The sequence below is a fragment of the Pseudorhodoplanes sp. genome (assembly GCF_046289595.1).
In the GTDB taxonomy this organism is placed as follows: Bacteria; Pseudomonadota; Alphaproteobacteria; order Rhizobiales; family Xanthobacteraceae; genus Pseudorhodoplanes.
Genome location: NZ_JBKBVB010000003.1, coordinates 1 through 15,102, shown reverse-complemented (window position 1 = coordinate 15,102; position 15,102 = coordinate 1). Strand labels below are relative to the sequence as shown.

The window sequence follows — 15,102 nt, the reverse complement described above, 5'->3', positions numbered from 1 at the left end:
CGCGGCGCCGCGCCCGCGCCTATGATGGCATCCCATGATTCGGACCGGGCCCGGGATCATGTACTTTGGCCGCCTCAATCTCGTGATGGGACTGTTCGTTGCGCTCGCGGCGATGATGGCGGCTGGCTCATCGCTTGCGCAGCAACACGGCCTCGCCGGATTCGGCATCGTGCTGATCCACGGCAAGGGCGGAACGCCGACCACAGGAATCGAGGGGCTGCATGAGGCGCTGAAGCGGCAAGGGGCGCTGGTGGAAGCGCCGGAAATGCCGTGGTCGGCGCGTCGCATCTATGATGCGACCTTCGACGACGCGATGACCGAAATCGATGCGGCAGCGGAGCGCCTGAAAAAGGCGGGCGCCACCCGGATCGCCGTGGTCGGGCACAGCCTCGGCGCCAATGCCGCGATCGGCTACGCCGCGCGGCGCAAGGATCTGCATGCGGTCGTGGCGCTTGCGCCCGGCCATCTGCCGGAAGCCTGGGCGCTGCGCATGCGCACCGGCGGCGCAATCGCGCGTGCCCGCAAGATGATCGCCGCGGGCCAGGGCGACGTGCGCGTGTCGTTTCCCGACCTCGCACAAGGCATTCCGTTTTCGGTGCAAGCCACCGCCCGCGTCTACCTTTCGATGTTCGATCCTGATGGGCCCGCGGTGATGCCGAAAAACGCCGCGGCCATGGGCAGCGTGCCGTTTCTGTGGGTGGCGGGGGTTGCTGATCCGATCGTGCTTCACGGCAAGGACTATATTTTCGGCCGTGCCCCAAAGCATCCGAAGAGCAAATATCTGGTCACGGCGAGCATGCATCTGTCCACGCCGTTTCAGGCGCGCGGGCAGATTGTCGAATGGCTGAGGGGATTGTGAGTGCGGCGCATGCTGCTTTAGTCCTGAAGGCCGTTGAGCCTGGCGACCAAAGCGCGCACGTCCGGCAGCACCTGCGGCAGCAGCGCCTTGACCTGTTCCTTGGTCATGCCGGCGCGGATGCGCGGGTCGTACAGAATATTCAGCAGATACTGGTCGTAGATGCCGAAGAAAGCCATCTGGACCTCGTCGTTGAACATGGTCCAGGGCAGATCGTCGTCGTCGTTTATGGGGCCGAGCGCCTGCAGCAATTCCTCGTACATGCAATCGAGAAAAATGAACTCTCCGGCATCGACCACCACAATCACGTCGGAATGCTGGATGCGAAAGAGATCGTCCTTGCGGAAGCCGGACAGGCATTGCGGTTCCAGCGATTTGACGATTCTGGCGGCCTGTTCGCGGCCGTAAAATTCCCGGATCGTCTTTTTGAGATCGCGGTCGCGCACCAGGGTCACCGTGACATTGGCGTCGTCGCGGCTTTCGGCCATCGCAATGTCGAGATTGGGGATTTTTGAGCGAATGTCGGCGACCACCCGCTCGACCTGCTTGCGGCGGTCGGGCTTGGCCCGGCTTTCGACATAAACCCGCACCGGTCCTTCATATTTGCGGATCCGGTCAACCCGTCCGGACACATGAAATTCGGCGCCGAACACGATGCGGAAAAAGCCATCGATGATCTCCGCATCGGTGAATGCCTTTCGCTCCTCCGCGCGGCGTTTTGTCACCTCCGGATGCTCGGCTGCGGCGGCGGCCGGCCACAGCATGGCTGCGATCGCAAGCGCCGACAGCATCGCGATCGCGCGACGCGCCATGCGTGAAAATACCGGCAGGCCGCTGGCCGAAAGCCAGATCCGCGTTGTCACCATGCTGTTTCCATACTTCCGGAGCAAATCGTCGGCGCTGTGCGGTTTCTCCGCGGAGCGGCGAAAGCCAATTCGTCACGCCGATGTCGTGAGCCGCGATGCCCGCGTCTGCAGGGCGCGCATGCGATCGGCAAGGCTGCCCTTGACGTGGGTGTCGGTATCGGCGTCGACGTCAATGGAAGGAACCGGTGCGGATAGCGGCTTGCGCGCAGCCGGCGCGGGGGCGGACTTTTCCGCCGAGGACAGGATTGCCTCGATCGGGGAATTCGGCCCTTCGAGCGCGACCGCGAGTTTGGCCACCTCGGCTGCGACATCGTTGATCCGCTCGCGCAACAAGGCATTTTCGACGCGCTCGGCCGCCCAACTCGATTCCGCTTCGCGCTTCATGGCGGCAAGTTCCACATGCAGACGGGTGCGCTCGCTGTTGGCGAGTTCGAATTCCTTCTGCAAGACCTCTTTTTCGGCGGTGAGATTGCGGATCGCTTCGCGATGCTGCGTGCCCGCGGTGGCAAGCTCCTCGCGCAGGTGAAAACCGGTTCGGCGCGCATTCTCCAGCTCTGCGCGCAAGCGGTCGCATTCGTATTCGCGCTCCACCAAGAGACGGCCCTGATCGGCGATCCGGGTCTCCAGCTCGGCGACACGCTTGCCGAGGAGTTCGGCCTCGGTGCTTTGCGCGACCAGCTGCTGTTCGAGCTGGGCGACCCGCTTGCCGAGATTTTCGACCTTGCCGCGTTCCTCCTCCAGACTGCGGCTCGCGGCCGCGGCTTCGGCGCGCTCCTTGTCCAGCCGCTCCTCCGTCCTCTTGATGTCGCGCTCGTAATCCTCGATGCGCAGCCGCAGCGCGTCGATCTGGGTTTTCAGGGAAATCACCTCGATCCGCTGCGCCTCGCTCGTGGCGGTGCGCTCCCCGAGTTCGGCCGAAAGCCGGGCGAGTTCGGCTTCCTTGTCGGAGAGATTGCGTTCGGTCTCGTGCAGGCCGAGCGTCTTGACCGAAAGCTCGTCCTCGGTCGCCTTCATCTGCTCCTTGAGCGCCTTTTCCCGCGCCTCGAGCGCGAAGATCGTGGCCGATTTCTCGCCGAGTTCCGCCTTCAGGCGATTGATCGCGTCATTCTTCTTGCCGAGCTCGGCGCGCTGGCTCGTGCTTTTGGCCTTCAGCTGCTCGACGCTCATCTCCAGACGCCGGGTCGACATGGCGAATTCGGCCCGGATCTGGTCCTTGTCGGCCTGGATTTCCGCCATCGATAGCGGCGTCGCTGCTTCCATCCGGCGGATTGTCAGACGCTCTGCGCGCGCGTGAACAAGCGGCACGACGATCAATCCGAGCAAGCTCGCCAGCAGGAAGCCGATGGCGAGATACATGGCCGGTTCGATCATGACCGAAAACTCCAACCCTCGGGCGCAACAGCCACATCACAGATCGCTGCGGAGGCGCCCCCGCAAGGCCCCGCCGCGTGCCTGCACTCGATCCCTGTTTAACCTAAACCGGGTGACACCCGGCGGGGAAGGAAATTCCGTTGCCCGCGGCGGCGATCAGAACGGATTCCAGGTCGCCTTCGGCGTGAACTTCAGATAGCCGATATTGGCGCCGAGCCGCAGGCCGACACCGGCCCGGATCGGCACCACCACGATGTTCCCGGCGCCGAGTGCGGTCATGCCGAAACCGCCGATGAAATACGCCGAACCGTCGATCCCGCCGAAGCGGTTGTAGATCGTTTCGGTCGAGGGCAGGTTGTAGACCAGCATCATGGTCCGCGCGCCCTCGCCGCCGGCATCGAAACCGATCGACGGTCCCTGCCAGAACACCCGCAGGTCGCCGGCATTCTTGGTGTAAAGCACGCCTTCCCCGTAGCGCAGCCCGGCGACGAACGCGCCGCCCGCCTCCTCGCCGAGGATATAACCGTTCGGCTGGCCGAACTGGCTGAAGGCCTTCTCCACCACCTGTGCCAGGCCGCGCGACACCGTGCCGAAGAAGCGGTGGCCGTTTTCGAGGATCTCGTTGGAGGAGTATTGCGGTTGGGACGGCTGCTGCTGCACCACGGGCGGCGGCGCCGGCTGCTGTGCATGAACGGTCTGGCCGAAGGCGCAGGCCAGGAAAAGGGCTGTAGCCGCAAGGCGGATCAGCGAAGCCATCATGTGCTCCATGGCGAAAACGGTCGGTCGCGCGGGCTTAACCGGATACTCACGCGGATGGGATCAGGTAAAGGCCATCCGAATCGGAACACTTGTTGGACCGAATCATGACAACACTGCGCCGTCAACGCCGCGGGCCGCTTGCCGCGCCGCTCGGAGCGCTGCTTTTGGCGGCATTGGCGATGATGCCGGGCCGGATCGCGCAGACCGCGACAACCGAGCAGGTTGTGGCCGACCGCTACTCGGGCCTCGCACTCTATGGCTACGATCCGGTGGCCTATTTCACCGACCGTGCGGCGAAAACCGGGATCGAAGGCATCGAATGGACCTATCGCGGCGTCGCGTGGCGGTTTTGCAACGAGGGCAACCGCGCCGCCTTCATCCGCGATCCCGACATCTACATGCCCGGCTTTGGCGGCCATGACCCGGTGGCGATCGCAGGGCATGTCGTGCGCGACGGCCATCCGGATTTCTGGGCAATTCACGGCAACAGATTGTACCTGTTCTATTCGGAGGAAGCCCGCACGGCCTTCGCCGCCGATCCGGATGGCATTCTGGGCCAGGCCGAAGCGAACTGGCCGCAGCTCAGCCGTACCCTGGTGCCGTGATTACGGTTAGGCGGCCGAATAGGCCGCCGCATCCTTCGGATCGCACCAGGCGACGAAGGACGGCACCTTGAGATCGCGTCCGACCTGTCCGTAGCGCAGCGGCGTCCCGTCGAGCGACAGCACCACGCCGCCTGCCGCGCTCAGCACTGCGTCTCCCGCGGCGATGTCCCATTCCGAGGTACGGCCGAGCCGCGGATAAACATCTGCCTTGCCCTCGGCGATCCGGCAGAATTTCACCGACGAGCCGCAATCCATGCGCTCCACCGCCGCAAAACGCGTCAGCCATTCCTCGGTCTTCGGATCGAGATGCGAGCGGCTGACCATGGCGCGCCACGGGCCGCCGCGATGCGGGTGGGTGCGCAAAGCGACGCGCTCGCTTGCCGCATCCGGCGCGCGACCCGGTTGCAGCACAAGCCGCTCGGCCCCTGCGCCCTCCGCGCCGCGCCAGATCGCATCCAGCGCCGGCGCGCCGACCACGCCCGCGATCGGGCGGCCGCTGCGCAGGATGGCGATATTGACGGTGAATTCGTCGCGGCCGTCGATGAACTCGCGTGTACCATCGAGCGGATCGACCAGGATAAAGATGTCCGGCAGCGCCGATGGAAGACCCAATTGTGCCGCTTCCTCCGACACCACCGCAACATCCGGCAAGGTGCGCGCGAGCCCCTCGAGAATGATGGCCTCTGCGGCTTCGTCGGCTTCGGTCACCGGGCTTGCATCGGCCTTGCTGCGAATTGCGGCACCGGCGCGGCGCACGCGCATAATCGCCTCTCCGGCCCGCGATGCGATCTCGGTCAATGCATCGAGCAGGGCCGGATCGGAGTAGTTGCGCTTCATTCAAGGACACTCCGTCGTTTCAAGTGTGGCGAGACGCAGCTTGGCGCTGCGGCGCGCGCGGTGTATCAAGCGATCGGCCGCATCAGGATCGAGTGATTCGCGTTCCGCCGCCGCTTTGACCGGAGCCAGATTCATGTCCGCCAATGCTGTTGCTCAGACCGTTGCCCAGGATACGGCTGCAAACACGTCAGCCGCCAATATCGAATCCCTCGACCTCGCGGCCTTGTTATGTTCGCGGGTCTGCCACGATCTGATCAGCCCTGTCGGTGCGATAGTCAATGGCCTTGAGGTCATGGAGGACGACAACGATCAGGAGACCAAGGCCTTCGCCATGGACCTGATCAAGAAGAGCGTGCGGCAGGCCTCGGCCAAGCTGCAATTCTGCCGGCTGGCTTTCGGGGCCGCGGGATCGGCGGGTGCGCAGATCGATCTCGGCGATGCCGAAAAGGTCGCGCGGGCCTTCCTCGAGGACGACAAAACGAAGATCGCCTGGAATTTGCCACGCGCTCTGATGCCGAAAAACCGCGTGAAGCTCCTGCTCAACATGGTGCTGATTGCCGGGCAGTCGATCCCGCGCGGCGGGCAGATCAGTGTCGATCCGCTGGGCGAGGGGGAAGCCATGAGCTTTCGGATTTCCGCCACCGGCGGCTATGCCAAGCTGCCGCAGGGTGTGCCGGATCTGCTCGCCGGCCGGACACATGGCGGAAGCGTCGATGCGCATGCGGTGCAGCCTTATTACACCAGTCTGCTTGCGAAGGAATGCGGGCTGACCGTGGCTGCAACCAGCGAAGGCGAAGCGATCGTTATCGCGGCGCGCTGAAGCGAACGGCAAAAAAACGTGCTTAACGGCGCATTAACTCTGCGCGCCTTGTTGCCTTTCCCTTACGCAATTTTAAACGGTTACCAACACACTACCATGGTCGAGCGGTGCGGCGCCGATGAGTTTCCGGCGCGGAAGGCGTTTTGCCATGGACGAGTTGTTGCGGGATTTCCTGACCGAGACCCATGAGAGTCTTGATACGGTCGATTCCGAACTTGTCCGGTTCGAACAGGAGCCGAACAATGCCGAGATCCTGGCCAACATTTTCCGGCTGGTGCACACCATCAAAGGCACCTGCGGTTTTCTGAATCTTCCGCGGCTCGCAGCGCTGGCGCACGCTGCCGAAAATCTGATGAGTCAATTCCGTGCGGGGCTTGCGGTGACGCCGGATGCGGTGTCCCTGGTCCTTGAGACGCTCGATCGCATCAAGGCCGTTCTTGACGCGCTGGAAGCGCATCAAGCCGAGCCTGCGGGCACGGATGACGATCTGATTGCGCGTCTGGACGCGATGGCTCAGAGCGCGACTGGTCCGGCCCCGTCAAGCGAAACCGGAACTCTGGTTTATCAGGTGCTCGAACGTCCGTTGAAGCCGGGCGAGGCGACACTCGACGAACTGGAGCGTGCGTTTCGCGAAACTCCGGGGCCCGCGGCCGCGAAGGTCAGTCCTGGCACGGTTCAGACACCGGACCGTCATGACCCGAAGGTCGCGAACCAGTCGATCAGGGTCAATGTCGACACCCTCGAGCACCTCATGAACATGGTGTCGGAGCTTGTGCTCACCCGCAATCAGCTGATGGAGCTGGCGCGCCGGCAGGCCGAGACCACCTTCAAACAACCGCTGCAGCGACTGTCGCATGTCACCGCCGAGCTCCAGGAAAGCGTGATGAAGACGCGCATGCAGCCGATTGGCAATGCCTGGCAGAAACTGCCGCGGCTGATGCGGGATCTGTCGGCCGAACTCGGCAAGGATATCGAAATCGAGATGCAGGGCGCCGAGACCGAACTCGATCGGCAGATTCTCGACATGCTCAGGGATCCGCTGACGCATATGCTGCGCAATTCGGCGGACCATGGAATCGAAACGGCTGAAGAACGCCGCGCCTGTGGCAAGCCCGCCCGCGCGACCATCCGGCTGTGCGCCCGGCACGAGGGCGGCCATATCATTATCGAGGTGTCCGACGACGGGCGCGGCCTCGATATCCGCAAAATCCGGGACAGGGTGCTCGCCAGCGGCCTCGTCAGCGAGGCTGACCTCGACAAGATGCCGGACGTGCAAGTCCAGCGTTTCATTTTTCTTCCCGGCATGTCGACCGCAGAGACGGTCACGGCGATATCCGGCCGCGGCGTCGGCATGGACGTCGTGCAAAGCAATATCGACAAGATTGGCGGCACGATCGATGTCAAGTCGGTACCGGGGCAGGGCACGGTCTTTACCATCCGGATTCCGCTGACACTCGCTATCGTTTCGGCCCTGATCGTCGAGGCTGCAGGCGACCGGTTTGCAATCCCGCAGGTGGCCGTGATGGAACTGGTGCGGGTGCGCGCGCAGGCTGAACACCGCATCGAGCGCATCAAGGATGCCCCGGTCTTGCGACTTCGCAACAAGCTTCTGCCACTGACTTTCCTGCGCAAGATTCTGAAAATCGGCGAGCCCGACCAGTACGAGACCGAGCAGGGCTTCGTCGTGATCATGCAGGTCGGACCCGAGACGTTCGGCATGGTGGTCGATCGGGTGTTCCATACCGAGGAAATCGTAGTGAAGCCGCTCGCCAGCAAACTGCGGCACATCCAGATCTTTTCCGGCAACACCATTCTTGGCGATGGCGCTGTGATCATGATCCTCGATCCGAACGGCATCGCCGCCTCCTTCGGATCGTTGCGCGGAGGCAGGGTCGCGCTGGAATCGGCGGCAGACACCGTGAAGCAGGCGGCCGAATCAAACAAGACAGCGCTGCTGATTTTCCGGGCAGGCTCCAACGCGCCGCGCGCCGTGCCGCTGTCGCTGGTGACGCGCCTCGAAGAGATCGATGTCGCAAGGATCGAGATGACGGGCGAGCGCCACGTCGTGCAGTATCGCGGACGGCTGATGCCGGTGATTTTTCCCGGCGCCTGTGTGCGTCTTAAAGAGAGCGGATCGCAGCCGCTTCTGGTTTTTTCCGAGGGCAGCCACGCGATGGCGCTCGCGGTCGATCAGATCGTCGATATTGTCGAAGGCGAGTTCGAGATCGAAGTGAGCGACGACCGTCCGGGCATTCTGGGCTCGGCGATCGTCAAGGGTGAAGCGACCGATATTGTCGATGTCGGGCATTATTTGCCGATTGCGCATGCCGACTGGCTCGGCGGCGGCAGGCGGCATCCGACCCGCCAGCACGTGCTGCTAGTGGACGATTCCGCCTTCTTCCGCAATATGCTGTCGCCGGTCCTTCGTGCGGCTGGTTTTGCCGTCACCGCAGCGTCGAGCGGACACGAAGCCATCGGTCTGATCCGTAGCGGCCGGGCTTTTGATCTCGTGGTGACCGATCTGGAAATGCCCGGCATGGACGGCATTGCGCTGGCGCGTGCGCTACGCGCCGAGTCCACAACGGCTCATGTTCCGATGATCGCGCTATCCTCGATGGCCACCCCCGAGACCATTGCGCGTGTGCGGCGCGCCGGATTCCACGATTTCGTTGCAAAATTCGACCGCCAGGGCCTGATCGCTGCGATCAAGGAGCAGTCCGGCGCCATGACCGAGCGGGCGGCGTGAGACGATGGCATCCATGCCGCACAACTGTCCGCCAGGAGAATATGTCACGATCACCATCGGGGGACAGCTATTCGGCCTGCCGATCGCGCGCGTACAGGACGTGTTCATGCTGAGCCAGATGACCTGCGTGCCGCTGGCGGCGGACGATATTGCGGGCGTCGTCAACCTGCGCGGCCGCATCGTGACCGCGATCGATCTTCGGCGGCGGCTTGGCGTCGCGGCCGACCGCCGCGCGCACATGGCGGTTGGCATCGACTATGAAGGCGAAGCGTACGGCCTCGTGATCGATACAGTCGGCGAGGTCATGAAACTCGGCGACGACACCGCCGAGCCCGTGCCGGTCAATCTTGACGAACGGCTGCGTCGCGTCGCGTCGGCCGTTCACCGCCTGGATGGCGGCCTGCTGGTCGTCCTCGATGTGGACAAGCTGATCGATCTGAAGCCTGCCGATATGGCCGCATGAGGCGGCGGAAATATGCGGCTTTGTCCGCTTGAATTGGAAATGAGGGAAGCCATGAAGACCTGTCTCGTTGTTGATGATTCCAGCGTCATCCGCAAAGTGGCGAAGCGGATTCTCGAGGGTCTCGATTTTGAGATCACGGAGGCCGAGGACGGCCAGCAGGCGCTGGATCAGTGCCATCGCAGGCTGCCCGATGCGATCCTGCTCGACTGGAACATGCCGAAGATGGACGGCTACGACTTTCTGAAGGCGCTGCGGCGCATGCCGGGCGGCGAACGGCCGAAGGTCGTTTTCTGCACCACCGAGAACGATGTCGCACATATCGCGCGCGCGCTCCATGCCGGCGCCAACGAATACATCATGAAGCCGTTTGACCGGGACATCGTCGAGGCAAAATTCCAGGAAGTCGGACTGATCTGAACCGGCATCCGGCGTGAGAAAAAACGTGACGGCGCTTTCCAACAGAGGCGAGGGTTGGTCTCCGGCGCTGGCATCGCCGTTGCGAGTGATGCTGGTCGACGATTCTGCGGTGGCGCGCGGGTTCATCCGCCGCTGGGTCGAAGCCGAGCCCGACATCGTCATCGTCGCCTCGCTGCATACCGGCCGCGAGGCGATCGAGTATCTGGATCGCGTCGATCCGGATGTTGTGGTGCTCGATGTCGCGATGCCGGATATGGACGGCATCACGGTGCTGCCGCTGCTTCTGAGAAAGAAGCCCGGACTTGCGGTCATCATGGCTTCGACGCTGACTCGAAAGAATGCCGAGGTCACGATGCGCGCCTTGTCGCTTGGCGCCGTGGACTGCATTCAGAAACCGGACGCGCAGGGTGTGGTCACGAGCGAGGATTATCGCCAGGCCCTGATCACCAAATTCCGCGAACTCGGTGCGCGCACGCGCCGCAGGCTTAACCCGCGCGCCATGTTGCGGCCGGTATCGATGCCAGCGCCCAGGGAGCGCCCGGTCCTGGACGGGGACCAACGGGCGCTGGTGCTGAGATCCGCTTCGGCCGTGACACCGCGCGTACTGGTGATCGGTTCGTCCACCGGCGGGCCGCAGGCGCTGAACGAAGTTTGCTGCCATCTCGGTGCGGTGATCGAAACCGTGCCGGTCCTGATCGCCCAGCACATGCCGCCGACCTTCACGACCATCCTGGCCGAGCACCTTGCGCGTGTGACGGCCTATCCGGCGCGGGAGGCGGAAGACGGCGAACCGCTCCTCGCTGGCCGCATCTATGTTGCACCCGGACATCGCCATCTGCGGATCGGACGCATCAATGGCCAGGCGGTCGCAAGACTCGACGATTCCGGACCCGTGCATTTTTGCAAGCCGTCGGTCGATGTGCTGTTCTCCTCGGCTGCGGCTGTGTTCGGCGCGGCGGCCCTCGGCGTCGTTCTGACCGGAATGGGGACAGACGGCTTGGACGGCGGCAGAGATATCGTCGAGGCCGGCGGCACGCTCCTCGCCCAGGACGAAAGCACCAGCGTGGTCTGGGGCATGCCCGGCTCGGTCGCGGAGGCCGGCCTCTGCTCGCGGATTCTCCCGCTGCCGCAGATCGCACCCGCGATCCTGCAGGCCTTCGGGAGGCCTGCATGAACGCCAGCGACTATGAATTCATCCGCGCGCTCCTGAAGCAGCGCTCCGGCCTGATGCTGGCGGCGGACAAGGAATATCTGATCGAGAGCCGCCTGATGCCGGTGGCGCAGCGTCACCGCATTCCGGACCTTGGCGAGCTGGCGCAGCGCCTGCGCGGAGACGCCGACGGCACGCTGACCGCCGATGTGGTCGAGGCCATGACCACCAACGAGACCTTCTTCTTCCGCGATCGCATACCGTTCGAGCAGGTCAGGGACTTCGTTCTGCCCTCGCTGATGGCGGCGCGCGAGCGCACCAGGCGTATCCGCATCTGGTGCGCGGCGGCCTCGTCCGGGCAGGAGCCCTATTCGCTGGCGATGGGCATCAGGGAAATGGCGCCCGCGCTGAAGGACTACTGCATCGAAATTCTCGCGACCGACCTGTCGAACGACGTTCTGGAAAAGGCAAAGGCCGGCATCTACAGCCAGTTCGAGGTACAGCGCGGGCTGCCGATCCAGCTTCTGCTCAAATATTTCACGCAGGTCGGGGAGATGTGGCAGATCGCACCGCAGATCCGTTCCATGGTTCAGTTCCGCAGCCTCAATCTGCTCTCCGATTTCTCCCGGCTCGGCCGGTTCGACCTGATCGTCTGCCGTAACGTCTTGATCTATTTCGATCAGCCGACCAAGACGGATGTCCTGGACCGGCTGGCACGAACCATCGCACCGGACGGCTTTCTGATCCTTGGCGCCGCCGAGACCACGGTCGGTCTCACACAGGCTTTCTTGACCGTGCCCGGCCGGCGCGGCCTTTACGCTCCGGCCGAAGCCGTGACCCTCCAGCCCGGCCTTGAGCGGGAAAGCGTCGCATCAAGCCTCGCGTCATGATTTGCGGCGGCGCGGCGCCGCGAACCTTGCCGCGGCCACGATCAGCGACACCGAAACCAGCAACACCCAGGTCGGCTGCGCGAAGCCGAGCGTGATCAGAAGTGCGGTCGAGATCACCGGCGAGGCATAGCCGAGCACGCCGAGAAACGCGACATTGCCGTGCTTCATGCCGATGTCCCAGAGCATAAAGGCGGCGCCGATGGGGCCGAGCCCCAGAAAGACCATGGTGATCCATTGGGCGGCGCTCGGTTCGGTCCAGCCCTCGAAAACCAGATTGCACGCAAGCGCGAGCAAGGCGGTGGCGAAACAGGCCGGCGCCACGCTTTCGCTCGGCACCGCCGCGATCAGCCGCGACATCACCGAATAGGTTGCCCAGACCACGGCGCTGCCGAAGGCGAAGATGAAGCCCAACAGCGCATCGGGATAGCCGCTCGATGCGCCGATCTTGTCAAAGACCAATAGCGCTGCGGCGGTGAAGCCCATCAGCGCGCCGACGATGTGACGATAGCTTAACGTCACGCCGGGCAGGAAGCCGGACAACAAGACGGTGAGCAGCGCCCAGAGCGAGGCGATCAGCCCGGCTTCCGCCGGCGGCGCGAATTTCAGCGCCGCAAAATACATGGCGTGAAACACGAACAGGCCGTAGATGCCGAGCAGGAAAGACGGCAGCGTCGGCAACATCATGCGGGCGCGGCCGGTGGCGAGGGCATAGCCCGCGATCGTGACGCCGCCGACCGCGAAGGTGATGGCGGTGGACTGGAACGGCGCGATGTCGCCGCCCTTCAGTGTGGTCAGCGTCGCCAGCGTGCCCCAGAGCAGCACGGCGCAGAAGCCGATCAGGGTCGCGGTGCGGCCGGCAACAGGAGCGCCGGCCTTTGCATCGGCGTGCGCGTGATGGGAGGCGTGTCGGATCTTGGCGTCCATCGGGAGAGACAGCTCGGTGCGCTCATGGTCCGAGGGGGACGGCGCCGCCCGCCTTGGATTTCGGCGATGCATAGCGTGATTTCGCAACGGGGAAAGCCGGGAACGAAAATTTTTGCGGACGTCTGTGCTTCCCGGCGGGCGGCCGTGGCGAGTTGCGCGACAAGCTGTCGCCTGCGGCTATCCATCTGAATTGAAAAGATAAAATCCGGTCACCGGGTCACGCATCGGATGCCGGAAAGCCCTTGACCCGGCGCGCCGTCATCCCAAATCTTGCCGCTGACAGCCGCCCCGACGGGGACTGTTGCGGGCGCCGGCGGACCGTCCGGCGCAACGCTCATGGCAATGTTGCTCTACGGAGGATGTAGCTGTGAGAGCCCTTGATCTGGACAACCTTCTGCACCCGGAACGGGCTTTTGCGCATCCGCGCGATGTCGTGCGCGATGCCGATCTCAGCCTGAACGAGAAGCGCGCAATCCTCGCATCCTGGGCGTCGGATGCCTGTGCGCTGGAAGCCACCCCGGAGCTCCGCGAGATACCGGGCGGGGCGCGCGTGCGCTTCGACGACATCATGGAGTGTCTTCGCGAACTTGACCGGCAGGCCAGCGAGGCGATGCCCGGCGTTGCCCGTGGCTATCGCCGGCGGCGGCTGCGCGGGCTGATCCGGCGCCGCGATCCCGATCCCGATCAGGGCCGGTCTCTGCAATAGGGGCGGGCAATGATCGCAGCTAATCTCGACCGCTATGTGATCGGCCGGGAGCACAACATCGTGCGGGTGAATTTCACGCGCAGCCCTGAGCCGCCGACTCGGCCATTTCCCGGCGCCGGCGCCATGCGCGCCTGCGCCTGGCTGGCGTCTCGGGTCAATGCGACCGCCACCGGCAACAGGGCGGAGGTCGCATGATCAAGACGATATTCGCCCTCATGCTGATTGCGGGGATCGTCTGGGCGGCGCATGCCGGCCCGGCATTCGCCCGCTACAGGGCCCGCGCGCTTCTCGACTGGCGCCGCGCATAGGAGGCCGGCGGCTCGGGCAGGCGGAATACGACCACCATGCGGGTGACCTCGCCGCGCTTATAGGCGGCGAGGAACTTGTCATAGTCCTTGATTGAAACACAGCCGTTCGACTGCCCATTCGGTCCGAGCAAATAGGGGTGCACCAGGATGCCGTCGCGTCCGAACATCGCAGCCCTGTCCTCGGGCAGCATGCGGATCGCCTCGGTACCGTGGAACAGCGCCTCGCGCATGCGCAGCCGATAGGTGTTGGGCGGCGTCACGCCGCGCATGCGCAGCTTCACGTATTTCGGATTGTCCATGTACTGGCCGAAGCCGGAATGGGCTTCGAGCTTCTCGCCGTTCGGCATGTAAACGGCTTTGGCGGTGATGTCGTAGATCGCGGTCTTTTCGAGCTTGGGATCCTCGTCCGGGATCGTGATGCCGGTTGCGGGCGGCAACGACGCCAGCCGTTGCGGCCGTGCGCGCGGCATAATCATTGGCGGCACGATCGCCTTGCGAACCGCCGGCTCGAAGCGGTTGGTGACCGCCGAGAAGCGTTGCTCGAAGCGCAGTGCCTGCTGCACCGGCAGGCCCGTGAAGAACGGGTCGAGCGACGCATCCTCGCCGAGAAAGCCGGCGGCGGGCAGCGCGATCCTGTCCGGCGCAACCGAGCCGGTGACGTCCGGCCTCTCTTCCGGCCAGTTGCGGGTGACATAGGGAAGGGTCGAAGCGATGGCGCTCGCCGGGATCGAGAGCCAGGCAAGCCGGGATTCCGGGGGCAGCCCGATGGTGCTGCGCCGTTCCGCCCGCGCATCATGGGCGACAGAGAACACCCAGCCAGCCGCCGAGAGTGCCGCGGTCACGACCGCCAGCGCCACTGCGATTGCGGCGGCGCCGCGCATCAGCGACACGGTCATGCGGACAGGACAAAACGGCCGATGCCGCCCGGGCGCTGCGGCGCGCCGGCCAGAGGTCGCACGCGTCATCGAACGCAATACCCCCACACAACCCAACGGAGACTTCCCCCTCTCACCTTGGCCCGGCGTGGTTAAACGCGGGTAAAGGCGCGAGAAAGGATTGTAGGCGACGAAATCGTGGCGGGTTCCGGTAAAACCAAGGAATGGTTAACGCCGCGCGGTATGAAAAAACCCCGCCGTTTCCGGCGGGGTTCAGTGCTCTTGAAGAGGAGAGATCAGTTCAACGCACGGCTTACGTCCCCAGGGAAAACCTTCAACACGCCGTCAGGCCGGGATACGCGCTTCGTCGTCGGACGGCTCGCGCAGTACATAGCCGCGGCCCCACACCGTCTCGATGTAGTTCTTGCCGTTCGAGGCATTCGCAAGCTTCTTGCGCAGCTTGCAGATGAATACGTCGATGATCTTGAGTTCGGGCTCGTCCATGCCGC

At 64.1% G+C, this 15,102-nt stretch carries 16 protein-coding genes and 1 pseudogene; 10 read left to right on the top strand and 7 right to left on the bottom strand.

Going from position 1 to position 15,102, the window contains the following annotated elements; all coding sequences use genetic code 11:
* Positions 1 to 34: 34 nt before the first annotated feature.
* Positions 35 to 859 carry an alpha/beta hydrolase gene (locus ACK41X_RS01375; protein ID WP_409718324.1) on the top strand — a complete coding sequence of 275 codons (825 nt, stop codon included), beginning with the start codon at positions 35 to 37 and terminating at the stop codon, positions 857 to 859.
* Positions 860 to 876: 17 nt separating this feature from the next.
* Here the strand turns inward: ACK41X_RS01375 and ACK41X_RS01370 are convergent, their stop codons facing one another.
* The 3 genes from ACK41X_RS01370 to ACK41X_RS01360 all read right to left on the bottom strand — a co-directional run bounded on the left by ACK41X_RS01370 (position 877) and on the right by ACK41X_RS01360 (position 3,849).
* Entirely contained in the window at positions 877 to 1,722 is an 846-nt protein-coding gene (locus tag ACK41X_RS01370) for a DUF2927 domain-containing protein (protein WP_409718321.1), read from the bottom strand.
* Positions 1,723 to 1,794: 72 nt separating this feature from the next.
* Positions 1,795 to 3,093, bottom strand: coding sequence for a hypothetical protein (locus ACK41X_RS01365; protein WP_409718318.1), 1,299 nt, complete (start codon positions 3,091 to 3,093; stop codon positions 1,795 to 1,797).
* Positions 3,094 to 3,249: 156 nt separating this feature from the next.
* On the bottom strand, positions 3,250 to 3,849 hold the full coding sequence (locus ACK41X_RS01360) for a DUF1134 domain-containing protein (RefSeq protein ID WP_409718315.1): 600 nt from the start codon (positions 3,847 to 3,849) through the stop codon (positions 3,250 to 3,252).
* Positions 3,850 to 3,956: 107 nt separating this feature from the next.
* Between ACK41X_RS01360 and ACK41X_RS01355 the strand changes: the two genes are divergently transcribed.
* Positions 3,957 to 4,457 carry a YHS domain-containing (seleno)protein gene (locus tag ACK41X_RS01355; RefSeq protein WP_409718312.1) on the top strand — a complete coding sequence of 167 codons (501 nt, stop codon included), beginning with the start codon at positions 3,957 to 3,959 and terminating at the stop codon, positions 4,455 to 4,457.
* A 6-nt stretch (positions 4,458 to 4,463) separates the two neighbouring features.
* On the opposite strand, the gene cysQ is transcribed toward ACK41X_RS01355, so the two are convergent.
* Positions 4,464 to 5,294, bottom strand: a complete 831-nt coding sequence (gene cysQ / locus ACK41X_RS01350) for a 3'(2'),5'-bisphosphate nucleotidase CysQ (protein WP_409718309.1) — start codon at positions 5,292 to 5,294, stop codon at positions 4,464 to 4,466.
* Positions 5,295 to 5,427: 133 nt separating this feature from the next.
* Here cysQ and chpT point away from each other — a divergent pair, with 133 nt between their 5' ends.
* The 6 genes from chpT to ACK41X_RS01320 all read left to right on the top strand — a co-directional run bounded on the left by chpT (position 5,428) and on the right by ACK41X_RS01320 (position 11,780).
* A complete protein-coding gene (gene chpT, locus ACK41X_RS01345; protein WP_409718306.1) occupies positions 5,428 to 6,114 on the top strand; it encodes a histidine phosphotransferase ChpT in 687 nt (228 codons plus the stop codon).
* A gap of 148 nt (positions 6,115 to 6,262) precedes the next feature.
* Positions 6,263 to 8,860: a chemotaxis protein CheW gene (locus ACK41X_RS01340; protein ID WP_409718303.1), complete on the top strand. Its 2,598-nt coding sequence runs from the start codon at positions 6,263 to 6,265 to the stop codon at positions 8,858 to 8,860.
* 13 nt (positions 8,861 to 8,873) lie between these two features.
* The gene (locus ACK41X_RS01335; RefSeq protein ID WP_409718300.1) at positions 8,874 to 9,323 is read left to right on the top strand and encodes a chemotaxis protein CheW; all 450 of its coding nucleotides are present in this window, start codon (positions 8,874 to 8,876) and stop codon (positions 9,321 to 9,323) included.
* A gap of 51 nt (positions 9,324 to 9,374) precedes the next feature.
* Positions 9,375 to 9,740, top strand: coding sequence for a PleD family two-component system response regulator (locus ACK41X_RS01330; protein ID WP_409718298.1), 366 nt, complete (start codon positions 9,375 to 9,377; stop codon positions 9,738 to 9,740).
* Between the two features lie 88 nt (positions 9,741 to 9,828).
* The gene (locus ACK41X_RS01325; RefSeq protein WP_409718573.1) at positions 9,829 to 10,914 is read left to right on the top strand and encodes a chemotaxis response regulator protein-glutamate methylesterase; all 1,086 of its coding nucleotides are present in this window, start codon (positions 9,829 to 9,831) and stop codon (positions 10,912 to 10,914) included.
* Positions 10,911 to 11,780: a CheR family methyltransferase gene (locus ACK41X_RS01320; protein WP_409718296.1), complete on the top strand. Its 870-nt coding sequence runs from the start codon at positions 10,911 to 10,913 to the stop codon at positions 11,778 to 11,780. Before ACK41X_RS01325 ends, ACK41X_RS01320 begins: the two co-directional genes overlap by 4 nt.
* Here ACK41X_RS01320 and ACK41X_RS01315 read toward each other — a convergent pair.
* Positions 11,775 to 12,704 carry a DMT family transporter gene (locus ACK41X_RS01315; RefSeq protein WP_409718293.1) on the bottom strand — a complete coding sequence of 310 codons (930 nt, stop codon included), beginning with the start codon at positions 12,702 to 12,704 and terminating at the stop codon, positions 11,775 to 11,777. The genes ACK41X_RS01320 and ACK41X_RS01315 overlap by 6 nt on opposite strands.
* A 367-nt stretch (positions 12,705 to 13,071) precedes the next feature.
* Between ACK41X_RS01315 and ACK41X_RS01310 the strand changes: the two genes are divergently transcribed.
* The gene (locus ACK41X_RS01310; RefSeq protein ID WP_409718290.1) at positions 13,072 to 13,410 is read left to right on the top strand and encodes a hypothetical protein; all 339 of its coding nucleotides are present in this window, start codon (positions 13,072 to 13,074) and stop codon (positions 13,408 to 13,410) included.
* Positions 13,411 to 13,419: 9 nt separating this feature from the next.
* Positions 13,420 to 13,605, top strand: coding sequence for a hypothetical protein (locus ACK41X_RS01305; protein ID WP_409718287.1), 186 nt, complete (start codon positions 13,420 to 13,422; stop codon positions 13,603 to 13,605).
* Between the two features lie 73 nt (positions 13,606 to 13,678).
* On the opposite strand, the pseudogene ACK41X_RS01300 reads toward ACK41X_RS01305, so the two are convergent.
* Positions 13,679 to 14,101: pseudogene (locus tag ACK41X_RS01300) on the bottom strand (DUF2778 domain-containing protein); the annotation flags it as partial.
* 837 nt (positions 14,102 to 14,938) lie between these two features.
* Positions 14,939 to 15,102 (bottom strand): helix-turn-helix domain-containing protein (locus ACK41X_RS01295; RefSeq protein WP_409718570.1); only part of this gene is annotated, 164 nt, incomplete at its 5' end.